Source organism: Streptomyces sp. NBC_00239 (assembly GCF_036194065.1).
Classification (GTDB): Bacteria; Actinomycetota; Actinomycetes; order Streptomycetales; family Streptomycetaceae; genus Streptomyces.
In genome coordinates this window covers 7,360,995-7,374,102 of record NZ_CP108095.1, presented here as the reverse complement: position 1 = coordinate 7,374,102, position 13,108 = coordinate 7,360,995, and the positions used below count along the sequence as shown (strand labels likewise).

8 protein-coding genes are annotated in these 13,108 nt (G+C 74.1%); 3 read left to right on the top strand and 5 right to left on the bottom strand.

Annotated features, from left to right (window positions below; genetic code table 11):
• Nucleotides 1–8: 8 nt before the first annotated feature.
• Together OG764_RS32690 and OG764_RS32685 are read left to right on the top strand one after the other, a co-directional pair.
• Nucleotides 9–767 (top strand): YhjD/YihY/BrkB family envelope integrity protein, encoded by a 759-nt coding sequence (locus OG764_RS32690; RefSeq protein ID WP_328973248.1) that lies wholly within the window; start codon nucleotides 9–11, stop codon nucleotides 765–767.
• A gap of 181 nt (nucleotides 768–948) precedes the next feature.
• Nucleotides 949–3,420, top strand: a complete 2,472-nt coding sequence (locus tag OG764_RS32685; protein WP_443056115.1) for a penicillin acylase family protein — start codon at nucleotides 949–951, stop codon at nucleotides 3,418–3,420.
• Between the two features lie 351 nt (nucleotides 3,421–3,771).
• Here OG764_RS32685 and OG764_RS32680 read toward each other — a convergent pair whose 3' ends face one another.
• From OG764_RS32680 to OG764_RS32665, 4 genes are all read right to left on the bottom strand, one after another.
• Nucleotides 3,772–5,043: a calcium:proton antiporter gene (locus tag OG764_RS32680; protein ID WP_328971939.1), complete on the bottom strand. Its 1,272-nt coding sequence runs from the start codon at nucleotides 5,041–5,043 to the stop codon at nucleotides 3,772–3,774.
• A gap of 472 nt (nucleotides 5,044–5,515) precedes the next feature.
• On the bottom strand, nucleotides 5,516–6,004 hold the full coding sequence (locus tag OG764_RS32675) for a cysteine hydrolase family protein (RefSeq protein WP_328971938.1): 489 nt from the start codon (nucleotides 6,002–6,004) through the stop codon (nucleotides 5,516–5,518).
• Nucleotides 6,005–6,045: 41 nt separating this feature from the next.
• Nucleotides 6,046–7,743, bottom strand: coding sequence for an acyl-CoA synthetase (locus tag OG764_RS32670; protein ID WP_328971937.1), 1,698 nt, complete (start codon nucleotides 7,741–7,743; stop codon nucleotides 6,046–6,048).
• A gap of 18 nt (nucleotides 7,744–7,761) precedes the next feature.
• On the bottom strand, nucleotides 7,762–8,865 hold the full coding sequence (locus OG764_RS32665; RefSeq protein WP_328971936.1) for an NAD(P)H-dependent flavin oxidoreductase: 1,104 nt from the start codon (nucleotides 8,863–8,865) through the stop codon (nucleotides 7,762–7,764).
• 309 nt (nucleotides 8,866–9,174) lie between these two features.
• Here OG764_RS32665 and OG764_RS32660 point away from each other — a divergent pair, with 309 nt between their 5' ends.
• Nucleotides 9,175–11,022, top strand: coding sequence for a serine hydrolase (locus OG764_RS32660; protein ID WP_328971935.1), 1,848 nt, complete (start codon nucleotides 9,175–9,177; stop codon nucleotides 11,020–11,022).
• Between the two features lie 381 nt (nucleotides 11,023–11,403).
• Here the strand turns inward: OG764_RS32660 and OG764_RS32655 are convergent, their stop codons facing one another.
• A complete protein-coding gene (locus OG764_RS32655; protein ID WP_328971934.1) occupies nucleotides 11,404–13,071 on the bottom strand; it encodes a phytoene desaturase family protein in 1,668 nt (555 codons plus the stop codon).
• Between the last annotated feature and the right edge of the window lie 37 nt (nucleotides 13,072–13,108).

Sequence of the window (13,108 nt, the reverse complement as noted above, 5' to 3'; positions counted from 1 at the left end):
GCCGTGAGATGGAGCTGATGCACCGGGCCATGGGCTTCGCGGCGCTCGGGTTCCTGACCCTGGTGCCGCTGCTGATCGTGGTCGCGGCCGCCGCGCCCGCCAGCGGCGAGGGCTTCGGGCGCTGGCTGGGTCAGGCGCTCGGGGTCTCGGCGGGCTCCCGCCGGCAGGTGGAGATCCTGTTCGGCATGCCCGGGGAAGCCCTGGAGCGGACAACCGCCTTCGGCCTCGCCGCCCTCTGCGTCTTCGGCCTGACGTTCGGGTCCGTCGTACAGACCGGGTACGAGAAGGTCTGGGACCTGCCGGCGGCCCGCTGGCACACCATGTGGCGGCACGTGGTGTGGCTGGCCCTGCTGATCTTCTACCTGGGGGTGCTGGTCGCCGTGTCGGCGCCCGGCGACAGCGTCCTGAGCACACTGCTGGGCGGTGCCGCCGACCTGATCAGCACCGGCCTGTTCTTCTGGGTCTCGCAGCGGCTGCTGCTGGGCGGCCGGGTGCGCTGGCGGGCCCTGCTGCCGGGAGCGGTGGCCACCAGCCTCGGCCTGCTCGGACTGCGGCTCTTCTCCCAGCTGGTGTTCTCCCCGCTGATCGCCTCGAACGCCGTGACGTACGGGCCGTTCGGGACGCTGCTGGTCGCCCAGTCGTGGCTGGTCGGAGTGGGCTTCGTGGTCTACGGCGGGGCCCTGGTCGGGCGCCTGGTCCACGAGCACCTGACCCTGCGCCGCCTCCGCACGTCCGGACTGCTGCCCCCCACACCACACGAACCCTGAGCCGCACGGGCCCTGAGTCGTGCGAGCCCTGAGCCGCGCGGGACACCCTCGCGCGTACGGGCCCCCAGCCGCCGCATGGCCGTCGGCCCGTGATCTTGACAGCGGGTCAACCCTTCTGATGGGTTCGGCGTCATCTACCGATGAGTCAATCGGCAGGTTTTTGACGCCACTTGGGGGAAAATTGCACCTCCGTAACCACATCCGGCGGCTCGCGCTGCTCAGTGCCGCCGTGCTCGCCGCGGGCGCCGCGGTCGCGCCGGCGGCCGCAGCGCCACCCGGCTCCGGCGCCGGGGCCGCGGCCGCGGTTTCCGGACGCGGGCTGTCCGCGGTCATCCGCTACACCGAGTACGGCATCCCGCACATCCTCGCGAAGGACTACGCGGACCTGGGCTTCGGCACCGGGTGGGCACAGGCCGCCGACCAGGTCTGTGTGCTGGCCGACGGGTTCGTGACGCTCAGGGGTGAGCGTTCGCGCTGGTTCGGGCCCGACGCGGCGCCCGACAGTTCCCTGTCGTCCGCCCGCCGCAACCTCTCCAGCGACCTGTACTTCCGCGGCGTACGCGACTCGGGCACCATCGAGCGGCTGCTGGCCCAGCCCGCTCCGGCCGGCCCCAGCGGGCAGCTCAAGGAGCTGATGCGGGGCTGGGCCGCCGGCTACAACGCCTGGCTGGCACAGCACCGGGACCGGATAACCGACCCGGCCTGCAAGGACGCCGCCTGGGTGGGCCCGGTGACCACCGCCGACGTGGCGGCGCGCGGGTACGCGGTGGCGGTGCTCGGCGGCCAGGGCCGCGGGATCGACGGCATCACCGCCGCGGAACCGCCCGCCGTGGGCGCGGCGGCGCGGCGTCCTTCGGCCGCGGGTACCGGCAGCCGTGGCCCGACCGCTCCGGCCGTGGACCCCGCGGAGGCCGCCCGTGAACTGTTCGACAACGGGCGGGCCGACATGGGCTCCAATGCGGTCGCGTTCGGCGGCGGAGTGACGGCGAACGGCCGCGGCCTGCTGCTCGGCAATCCGCACTACCCCTGGCAGGGCGGCCGGCGGTTCTGGCAGTCGCAGCAGACCATCCCCGGCGAGCTCGACGTCTCCGGCGCCTCGCTGCTCGGCACTCCCGTCGTCAACATCGGCTTCAACGCCAAGGTGGCGTGGAGCCACACCGTGGCCACCGGCGTGCCGGTCAACCTGCACCAGCTGGCGCTGGACCCCGCCGACCCCACGGCGTACCTCGTGGACGGCCGGGCCGAGCCGATGGTCCGTCGGACGGTGACCGTGCCCGTGCAGGGCGGCGGCGAGGTGACGCGCACCCAGTGGTGGACCCGGTACGGGCCGGTGCTGAACTCCCTCGGCGGATCGCTGCCGCTGCCCTGGACCCGTACGACGGCGTACGCGATGGGCGACCCGAACGCGGTCAACCTGCGCGGCTCCGACACCGCCCTGGCGCTCGGCAAGGCCCGCTCGGTGGCGGGCGCCGAGGCCGCGCTGCGGCGCACGCAGGGGCTGCCGTGGGTGAACACGGTCGCGGCCGACTCGGCCGGCGGCACCCTCTTCACGCAGGCACAGGTACTGCCCCGGATCACCGACGAGCTGGCCGCACGCTGCTCGACCCCGCTCGGGCGGGCCACGTACCCGTCCTCCGGGCTGGCCGTGCTCGACGGCTCCCGCACGGACTGCGCGCCGGGCTCGGACCCGGACTCGGTCCAGCCGGGGATCTTCGGGCCCTCCCGGGCGCCCGTGCTGCGCGGTGCGCCGTACGCGGAGAACTCCAACGACAGCGCCTGGCTCGCCCACGCGGACCGGCCGCTGACCGGGTACGAGCGGATCTGGGGCACCGTCGGCACGCCACGCTCGCTGCGCACCCGCGGGGCACTGGAGGACGTGTCGGCCATGGCGGCGCGGGGCCGGCTGACCGTCGGCGACCTCCAGCGGCAGCAGTACGCGAACCGGGCGCCGGCCGGCGACCTGGCCGCGGCCGACGCGGCGAAGGCGTGCGCGGCGCTGCCGGGCGGCACGGCCACGGCCGGCGACGGCACCGTGGTGGACGTGTCCGCTGCCTGCGGGGTGCTGGAGCGGTGGGACCGGACGACCGACAGCGGGAGCCGGGGAGCGCTGCTCTTCGACCGGTTCTGGCGGCGGCTCACGGCCTCGACGGGCCCGGCGGACCTGTGGGTGGTGCCGTTCTCGGCCGCCGACCCGGTACGGACCCCCCACACGCTGAACCGGTCGGCGCCGGGGCTGCCCCGCGCGCTGGCGGAGACCGTACGGGAGCTGCGGGCGGCGGGCATCGCGCTGGACGCGCCGCTGGGCGAGCGCCAGTTCGTGGTGCGCGGCGGGCAGCGGCTCCCGGTGGGCGGCGGCACGGAGGCGCTGGGCGTCTGGAACAAGATCGAGGCGCCGTGGGACCCGGCCGCCGGGGCCTACCCGGACGTGGTCCACGGGTCCAGCCACATCCAGGCGGTGGGCTGGGACGGCAGCCGCTGCCCGGTGGCCCGGACCCTGCTGACGTACGGCCAGTCCTCCGACCCGGGCTCGCCGTCGTCCGCCGACCAGACCCGACTGTTCTCGTCGGAACGGTGGGTACGGGCCCGGTTCTGCGAACGCGACATCCTCGCGTCGCCGGCCCTACGCGTACTGCGGGTGCGCGAACCCCGCTGAGTACCGGGCGGGTCCCCTCGCCCTGAGCACGGGCGGGTCCCCCTCCCCCTGACTGCGGGAGGGGGACCCGTCCCCGCCTGCGACGGGGCCCACCTGACGGACGACCTCCAACGGCGCCGACGCCCTGGGGCGCTACCCCCAAGCCTCGCCGACACCCTGCGGGCGCGAATTCCAGCCTCGCCGGCGTTTGAGGCGCGGGGTTTGGGGCGGAGCCCCAAGCAACCCGGCTCCGCCGGGCACCGGGCTCCGCCCGGACCCGCGCCTCAAACGCCGGCGAGACTGGGGATCGCCCATCGGCGCGGCAGAAGGTTGCGCCGGGTCCAGCCGCGGGGCCGGCCGGGTAGCGGGTGGTCAGGGGCTGATTGCCAGGAAGAGGTACGCGGCGAGCACGACCAGATGGACCCCGCCCTGCAGGAGCGTCGCCCGCCCCGGCACGACCGTCAGCGCTCCGACGACCACCGTGAGCGCCAGCAGCACCATGTGCGTCGGCCCAAGCCCCAGAAGCAGCGGCCCCGACAGCCATACCGTGGCAAGGGCGATGACCGGGATGGTCAGGCCGATGCTCGCGATGGCCGAGCCGTACGCCAGGTTGAGGCTGGTCTGTACCCGGTCGCGCCGCGCCGCGCGAACCGCTGCGAGCGTCTCGGGCAGCAGCACCAGCAGCGCGATGATCACGCCGACCACCGCGTGCGGCAGACCGGCGTCGGCGACGGCCGACTCGATGGTGGGCGAGACGGCCTTGGCGTTGCCGACGACCGCGACGAGGGCCACCATCAGCAGCCCGAGGCTGATCAGCGCTGCCCGGGCGGTGGGCGGCTCGGCATGGTCCTCACCGGATGCCGGGTCCGCCTCGGCCACGGCGGCGACGGCGGGCGCGGCGGGTACGGAAGGCCCGGCCGGGCGCGGGGCCGACGGATCGCCTCTGCCGGTGCCACCGCCCGTGCCTCCGCCCGAGCGGCCGTCCGTGCCTCCGCCGGCGCCGGTGCCACCGCCCGAGCGGCCGTCCGTTCCGGAGCCCGCGTGGCCGGTCACCGGGAGGAAGTAGTCACGGTGGCGGACCGTCTGTACGGCGACGAACAGCCCGTACAGCGCGAGCGAGGCGACCGCGGCGAAGGCGAGTTGGGCGGTGGAGAACTCGGGGCCCGGTTTGGTCGTGGTGAAGGTCGGCAGCACGAGGCTGAGCGTGGCCAGGGTGGCGACGGTGGCCAGCGCGGCGCCGGAGCCCTCGGCGTTGAAGACGGCGACCCGGTTGCGCAGGGCGCCCACCAGCAGGGAGAGTCCGACGATGCCGTTGCAGGTGATCATCACGGCGGCGAAGACGGTGTCCCGGGCCAGCGAGGAGGTCTTGTCGCCGCCATCGGCCATGAGGGTGACGATCAGGGCCACCTCGATGACGGTGACCGCGACGGCGAGGACCAGCGAACCGAACGGCTCGCCCACCCGGTGGGCGACCACCTCGGCGTGGTGGACGGCCGCGAGGACGGCGCCCGCCAGGCACAGGGCGACCAGGGCCACGGCGTATCCGGGCAGGTCCCGCCCCCAGCTGAAGACGAGTGCGACGAGCGCCACGGTGGGGACCAGGACGGTCCAGTCGGTGAGGGGTGAGGTCCGTGTCGCCGTCATGGCGTCCACGCTGCCAGAAGACCCCCGACCCCGCGCCACGGCCTCCCGCCCCCGCCCTTCCCCCAACCTGTCCCGTGCCCTGGGGCACGACGCCCAGCCTGCCCGGTGCCCTGGGGGCACAACGCCCAGCCTGCCCAGTGCCCTGGGGCGCAACACCAACCTGTCCGGTGTCCTGGGGTGAACCACCAACCTGTCCCGTGCTCAGGGGCGCGACACCCGACCTCGCCGACGCCTTGGAGCGCAACCCCCCAGCTTCGAGGGTGCCCTGCGGCGCAACCTCCAGCCTCGCCGGCGTTTGAGGCGCGGGGTTTGGGGCGGAGCCCCAAGACAACCCGGCTGACGCCGGGCACCGGGCCCTGCCCGGACCCGCTCCTCAAACGCCGGAGGGGCTGGATACCGCGCCCCGGACACCGGCGAAGCTGGAGGTTGCGCGCCGGACACCGGTGGGGTCGGGGGGCGTGGCCGGAGGGCGTCAGGTGTAGTCGGACGTGTTGCGGACCGCGCCGAAGCGCGGAAAGACGCGCTGCACCGCGAACGCGTGCTCGTCCGCCGCGAACCCGGACATCGCGTCTTCGACGAACTCCACCTCGTACCCGTGGTCGGAGGCCACCCGCGCGGTGGACTCGACGCCCATATTGGTGACCAGGCCCGCCATGACCACCGTGTCCACGCCCCGGCTGCGCAGCGCCTCGTCCAGGCCGGTGGCCTGGAAGGCGCCGATGGTCCGCTTGACGATCACGACGTCACCCGGCCGGGCGAGCCCGTCCGCGAGGTCGCTGCCGGGCGGCTGCTCGGCCACGTTCGGCCGTTCGACCCGGACCAGGACGACGGGCAGGCCCTTGGCCCGGAAGGCGTCCGCCAGCCTGCGGCAGCGCTCCTCGACCTCGGTCCCCGAGTGCGGCGCGAGCGGCATGGCGATGATGCGGGGCATCAGGTCGATGAGGATCAGCGCAGGGGTCATGCGGCGATCCTAGGACCGGGCCGCCGGAACTCCCCGCTCCGTCACATCGCGCGTTCACGGCCCTCCCAGTAGGGGTCGCGCAGCCGCCGCTTGTACAGCTTGCCGTTGGGGTCGCGGGGCATCGCGGTGATGAAGTCGACCGTCTTGGGGCGCTTGAATCCGGCGAGTTGGCGCTCGCAGTGGACAAGGATGTCGGCGGCCAGCTCGTCCCCCGCAGTGTGGCCCTCGGCCGGCTCGACGACGGCCTTGACCTCCTCGCCCCAGTCGGCGTTCGGGATGCCGAAGGCGGCCGCGTCGGCGACGGCGGGGTGGGTGAGGAGCGCGGACTCGATCTCGGCCGGGTAGATGTTGACCCCGCCCGAGATGATCATGTCGATCTTGCGGTCGCGGAGGAAGAGGTACCCCTCCTCGTCGAGCAGGCCGAGGTCCCCGACGGTGAAGAAGTCGCCGATGCGGTTCTTGCGGGTTTTGCCCTCGTCCTTGTGGTAGCTGAAGCCGCCGGTGCTCATCTTCATGTAGACGGTGCCGAGTTCGCCGGCCGGGAGCCGGTTGCCGTCGTCGTCGAAGACGGCGAGCTCGCTGATCGGCCAGGCCCTGCCGACGGTGCCGGGCTTCTTCAGCCAGTCCTCGGCGGTGGCGAACGCGCCGCCGCCCTCGCTGGCCGCGTAGTACTCCTCCACGCAGCTGCCCCACCAGTCGATCATGGCGCGCTTGACGTGGTCGGGGCAGGGCGCGGCGCCGTGGATGGCGTGCCGCATCGAGGACACGTCGTACGCGTTCCGGGTCGCTTCGGGCAGCGCGAGGAGGCGGTGGAACTGGGTGGGGACCATGTGGGTGTGCGTGCACCGGTGGGTGTCGATGAGGCGGAGCATGTCCTCGGGCGTCCACTTGTCCATGAGGACCAGCGGGTGCCCGATGTGCAGGGAGGCGCCGGCGAACTGGAGCACGGCCGTGTGGTAGAGCGGCGAGCAGACCAGGTGGACGTTGCCGTCGAAGGGGCGGATCCCGAAGATGCCGAGGAAACCGCCGAGATGGGCCTCCTCCGGGGCCTTGCCCTGGAGCGGGCGGCGGATGCCGCGGGGGCGGCCGGTGGTGCCGGAGGTGTAGTTCATCACCCAGCCGAGGGTGCGGTCGACGGGCGCGGTCGCGGGCTGCCCGTCGAGCAGCTCGGCGTACGGACGGAAACCCGCGAGGGGACCGGCGGTACGGCCGTCCGCTCCCGGGGCGACCGCGCCCCGGGCGACCGCGTCCGGGACGACCGCGTCCGGGACGACCGCGTCCGGGACGACCGTTTCCGTGGCCGTAGCGTCGTCCCCGCCGGTCCCGGCGGCCGCGACGCCGAAGCGGTGGGTTGTCGGGAGGCCCGCCTCGTCGGCGGCGGCCGTCGCGGTGGCGGCGAAGCGCTCGTGGGCGATGAGCACCTTGGCGCCGGAGTCGGCGACGATCCAGGCGATCTCCGGTCCCACCAGGTGGTGGTTGACGGGGACCAGGTAGAAGCCCGCCTGGGAGGCGGCGAGGTAGGCGGTGAAGAACTCGACGCCGTTGGGCAGGACCACCGCGAAGGCGTCACCGCGCTCCAGGCCCGCGGCGCGCAGTCCGTGGACCATGCGGTTGACGTCGGCGAGCAGGCGGCCCGCCGTCCACGGCTCGCCGTCCGGGGCGGTGAGCACGATCCGGTCGGGGTCGGCGGCCGCCTGGGCCCAGAAGCCGTTGGGGGGCTGCGGGTCGGTCACGCTCATGCGGGGCTCCTCGGGCTCTCAGGCTCGGCCGGCGATGCGGCTGATCCGGTCGACGGCCTTCTCGAAGTCCCGGGTCAGGTCGTCGAAGATGGCCTGGACGCTGCGTTCGGAGTTCATGCGGCCGACGATCTGGCCGACGGGGGTGCCCAGCAGCGGCTGGACCTCGTACTTCTGGATCCGGGACACGGCCTCGGCGACGAGCAGCCCCTGGAGGGGCATGGGGAGCGGGCCGGGGCCCGCCGGGTCCTCCCACGCGTCGGTCCACTCGGTACGCAGCTGGCGGGCGGGCTTGCCGGTGAGGGCGCGGGAGCGCACGGTGTCGCCGGAGCCGGCCGCGAGGAGTTTCTCCGTCAGGGCGCGTGAGTGCAGGTCGGCTTCGGTGGCGGTGAGCCACAGCGAGCCGAGCCAGGCGCCCTGTGCGCCGAGGGCGAGGCCTGCGGCGATCTGGGCCCCGCTGCCGATGCCGCCGGCGGCGAGCACGGGCAGCGGGGCCACCGCCTCGACGACCTCGGGGACCAGGACCATGGAGGCGATCTCGCCGGTGTGGCCGCCCGCCTCGTACCCCTGGGCCACGACGATGTCGATGCCGGCCTCGGCGTGGCGGCGGGCGTGCTTGGCGCTGCCGGCGAGCGCGGCGACGAGGACCCCGTGGTCGTGGGCGCGCTCGATCACGTCGGCGGGCGGCGAACCGAGGGCGTTGGCGAGGAGTTTTATGGGGTAGTCGAAGGCGACGTCGAGCTGGTTGCGGGCGACCTGCTCCATCCAGCCGGTGATCCGCCAGCCGGAGGCCTCGCCCTCGGCGAGCTCGGGAACGCCGTGCTTGGCGAGGGTTTCGCGGACGAACTCCCGGTGCCCTTCCGGGATCATCGCCTCGACGTCCGCCTCGGTGACCCCCTCGACCTTCTTGGCGGGCATCACGACGTCGAGGCCGTACGGCTTGCCGTCGGTGTGCTCCTGCATCCAGTCGAGGTCGCGCGCGAGGTCGTCGGGGGCGGTGTAGCGGACCGCTCCGAGCACGCCGAAGCCGCCGGCCCGGGTGATGGCGGCGGCCACCGCCGGGAAGGGCGTGAAGCCGAAGATGGCGTGCTCGACTCCCAGTTTCTTGCTCAGCTCCGTCTCCATGGGCGGCAGGATGCCGCAGCGCGGCGACCGAGGGAAGAGATTTTCTGATGCTGTGTCAGATTCTTTGCGGGCCGGTCGGAGCGGCGAGTGCCGGACGGGCGGGCAGACATTCGTTAGCGTGCGCGGGTCGGAAGAGGAGGGCCGGTCATGGACGAGCTCACGGGAACACCACAGCCGCCGCGAACGGACGGCACACCACCCCCAGGCACCCTGCCGGTCCTACGTGTCCCTCCCGTCTCACCCGCCCCATCCGTCGCACCTGCACCATCTGTCTCTCCTTCACCACCCGTTTCACCTGCCCTGTCCGTCATGACTGCGCTGCCCGTCAGGACTGCCCCACCTGTCCCGCCCGGCGCGCCCGTCCCGCCCTGCGGCCGGTTGAGCCGGCGGCGGCTGGGGGCGCGGCTGCTCGCGCTCGGCGGGGTGCTGGCACTCCAGGCGCTGCCCGGGGCGGCGGGGGCGGCCGGGCAGAACCCGGTGGAGCGCCGCGCCCTGCAAGGGCTCCGGCTGCGGTACGGGTCCGCCCGTCAGGCGGGTCTGCTGGACCGGCACCTCGAGGGGGTGGTGTCGGAGGTCCGGCGGTTCCTCGGGCCGTCCCCCGAATACCCTTACTTCGCCGGTGCGGTGGTGCTCGCCGGACGGGGCAGGACGGTCGCGCTGCACCGGGCCCTCGGGGACGCCGTCCGGTACGCGGACTACGACGGGCGGACCGACCGCGCCGTGGAGCTCCCGGCGGCCGAGCGGATCGCGATGACCGAGGACACGGTCTTCGACCTGGCCTCGCTCACCAAGCTGTTCACGTCACTGCTCGCGGTGCAGCAGATCGAGCGGAACCGGCTCACGCTGGAAGCCCCGGTCGCCCGCTACCTGCCGGAGTTCACCGGCGGCGGCAAGGAGCTCATCACGGTCCGCCAGCTGCTCACCCACACGTCGGGGCTGCGCTCGTGGGCGCCCTTCTACCAGGAGGCGACCCGCGAGGGGCAGTTGCGGCTGCTGTGGTCGGTGCGTCCGCAGGACACTCCCGGCAGCGTGTACCGCTACTCCGACCTCAACCTCATCGCGCTCCAGCTGCTCTTGGAACGGATCACCGGTCACACACTGGATGTCCTGCTCCACGACGAGATCACTGCTCCACTCGGCATGCACCGCACTCGTTTCAATCCCCCGCTCTCGTGGCGCCGGACGATCGCGGCCACCGAGGTGCAGCGCCCGCCCTGGTCCGGCCTGGACCGCGGCCTGGTCTGGGGCGAGGTGCACGACGAGAACGCGTACGCGCTCGGCGGGGTCGCGGGGCACGCCGGGGTCTTCGGCACCGCCTGGGACCTCGCGGTGCTCGCCCGCGCCCTCCTCGACGGCGGGGTCTACGCCGGCAAGCGCATCCTGCGCCCCGCCTCCGTCGAACTCCTCTTCACCGACTTCAACACCGCCTTCCCCGGCGACGACCACGGGCTCGGCTTCGAGCTCTACCAGCACTGGTACATGGGCGCCATGGCCACCCCCGGCGCGGCCGGCCACACCGGCTTCACCGGCACCTCCATGGTCCTGGACCCGGTCGGCGACTCGTACCTCATCCTGCTCGGCAACTCCGTGCACCCGGTGCGGACCTGGCGGGCCGGCAGCGCGCCTCGGGTCGCGGCCGGCAACCGATTCGCCCGCGCCGTGCCCGTCCGCACCCGGCACGGCGGGCCCGCCTGGTTCTCCGGCATGGACACCGGCGGCTCGGGCACCCTCACCCTGCCGCCGCTCACCCCGACCGGGGCCGCGGCCAAGCTGCGCTGCGCGGTGTGGTGGGACACGGTGCCGGGGGCGGGCGCGTTCTACCTGGAGGCCTCGACGGACCCGGACGGCGCCGTGTGGGCGCCGGTCCCCTTCATCACCGTCCGTACCACCGGCGGCAGTCCGGAGCACTGGCCCGCGGGCACGGCGGGCGGCTGGTCGCAGCGGATCTGGCACCGGTTGGAGGCCGGGCTCGGCGACTGGGCCGGACGGGCGGTGCGGCTGCGGTTCCGGTACGAGGCGGGTGGGCGGTACGTGGGCCGTGGCGTGTACGTGGACGTCCTGCGGGTCGCCGAGCCGGGCGGTCTCCTCTTCGCCGAGGACCGCCCCGCCGACGCCGCCCGCATCCACCCCGTCGGCTGGACCCGCTCCCCCGACTGACCCCCGCCAGAACGCCCCCTTCCCGCCTCGCCGGAACCCGCGCGGCACACCACCCCCTGGACGACAACGGGCAACTTCCAGCCTCGCCGGCGTTTGAGGCGCGGGTCCGGGCGGGGCCCGGTGCCCGGCGGAGCCGGGTTGTTCGTTGGGGCTCCGCCCCAAACCCCGCGCCTCAAACGCCGGCGAGGCTGGAATTGCCCGCAGGACACCGGCGAGGCTGAGGTGTTGCGCCCCAGGGCATTGGCGAGGCTGGGAATTGCCCGCCAGGACACCGGCGAGGCTGAGGTGTTGCGCCCCAGGGCACCGCAAGGCAGGGGCTTGTGCCCGGGCACGTCGGCACGCCCGGGGCTACCGGCCAGGCGGGGCGGGGGTGGGCGGGGGTTATTGGTTGAGGGCTGACATGGCCGCGTTGTGGCCGGGGATGCCGCTGACGCCGCCGCCGCGCACCGCACCGGCCCCGCACAGCAGCACGTTCGCGTACCGGGTCCCGACCCCCCAGCGTCCCGCGCCCCCGGCGGCCTCCGCGTACGGGAACGCGAGGTCGCGGTGGAAGATGTGCCCGCCGGGCAGCCGCAACTCGCGTTCCAGGTCCAGCGGGGTCTTCGCCTCGATGCAGGGGCGACCGTCCGCGTCCACGGCGAGGCAGTCGGCGAGCGGCTCCGCGAGGTGCGCGTCGAGCTGCGCCAGCGTCGCGGCGAGCAGCCGCTCCCGCGCCCCGTCGTTGTCCTTCTCGAACAGCCGGGCGGGCGCGTGCAGTCCGAAGAGCGTGAGCGTCTGGTAGCCGCGGGCGGCGAGTTCGGGGCCGAGGATGCTCGGGTCCGTCAGCGAGTGGCAGTAGATCTCCGACGGCGGCGCGGCGGGCAGTTCGCCGGCCGCCGCCTGCGCGTGGGCGCGCGCCAGTTCCCCGTACCCCTCGGCGATGTGGAAGGTGCCGGCGAAGGCTTCGCGCGGGTCCACGGCGGTGTCGCGCAGCCGGGGCAGCCTGGTCAGCAGCATGTTGACCTTGAGCTGGGCGCCCTCCGCCGGGGCCGGCGGTTCGTCGCCGAGGAGCGCGGCCAGCGCCTGCGGGGACGCGTTCACCAGCACCTGCCGGGCGGCGACCCGGCCCTCCCCGTGGGCGGTGCGGAAGGTGACGGCCGCGTCCGCGGCGCCGTCCGTCTCGATGCGCAGCACCTCGTGGCCCGTACGGATCTCCGCGCCGGCCGACCGGGCGGCGCGGGCGAGCGCCGCGGTGAGCGCTCCCATGCCGCCGACCGGCACGTCCCAGTCGCCGGTGCCGCCGCCGATGACGTGGTAGAGGAAGCAGCGGTTCTGCACGAGGGACGGGTCGTGGGCGTCCGCGAAGGTGCCGATCAGGGCGTCCGTCAGCACCACGCCGCGTACCAGGTCGTCGGTGAAGTGCGCCTCCACGGCCCGGCCGATGGGCTCCTCGAAGAGCATCCGCCAGGCCGCCTCGTCGTCGATCCGGCCGCGCAGCTCCGACCGGGTGGGCAGCGGCTCGGTGAGCGTGGGGAAGACCCGTTCGGCGACGCGCGCGGTGGTGGCGTAGAAGGCGCGCCAGCGCTCGTACTCGCGGGCCCCGGGGTCGCCGGTGAGACGGGCGAAGGAGGCACGGGTGCGGTCCTCGCCACCGCCCACCAGCAGGCCGGTGGCCCGTCCGTCGCGGACCGCGGGCGTGTACGAGGACACGGTCCGCTTGCGCACCGCGAACTCCAGCCCCAGATCGGTGACGATCTTCCGGGGCAGCAGCGATACCAGGTACGAGTAGCGGGACAGGCGGGCGTCGACGCCAGCGAAGGGGCGGGTGGAGACGGCTGCGCCGCCGGTGCGGTCGAGCCGCTCCAGGACGAGTACGGTGCGTCCGGCCCGGGCCAGGTAGGCGGCGGCGACCAGGCCGTTGTGGCCGCCGCCGACGATGACGGCGTCGTACGCGTCCGCGGTCGGTGCGCCGGCCTGCGGCCCGTCGGCCGTCACGGGCTCGGGGACGGCCTCGCGTACGGCCTCTCGTACGGCCTGGGTGGCGTCGTTCGGGAACGTTGCTCGGCTCATGGCCCTTCGTAACACGCACCGCCCCACCACGACCAGA

Coding starts and splice junctions, on each gene's coding strand:
- OG764_RS32675 (WP_328971938.1), bottom strand. CDS start 6,004: ATGACCCCTGCGCTGATCCTCATCGACCTGATGCCCCGCATCATCGCC.
- OG764_RS32655 (WP_328971934.1), bottom strand. CDS start 13,071: ATGAGCCGAGCAACGTTCCCGAACGACGCCACCCAGGCCGTACGAGAG.
- OG764_RS32670 (WP_328971937.1), bottom strand. CDS start 7,743: ATGAGCGTGACCGACCCGCAGCCCCCCAACGGCTTCTGGGCCCAGGCG.
- OG764_RS32680 (WP_328971939.1), bottom strand. CDS start 5,043: ATGACGGCGACACGGACCTCACCCCTCACCGACTGGACCGTCCTGGTC.
- OG764_RS32690 (WP_328973248.1), top strand. CDS start 9: ATGGAGCTGATGCACCGGGCCATGGGCTTCGCGGCGCTCGGGTTCCTG.
- OG764_RS32665 (WP_328971936.1), bottom strand. CDS start 8,865: ATGGAGACGGAGCTGAGCAAGAAACTGGGAGTCGAGCACGCCATCTTC.
- OG764_RS32660 (WP_328971935.1), top strand. CDS start 9,175: ATGACTGCGCTGCCCGTCAGGACTGCCCCACCTGTCCCGCCCGGCGCG.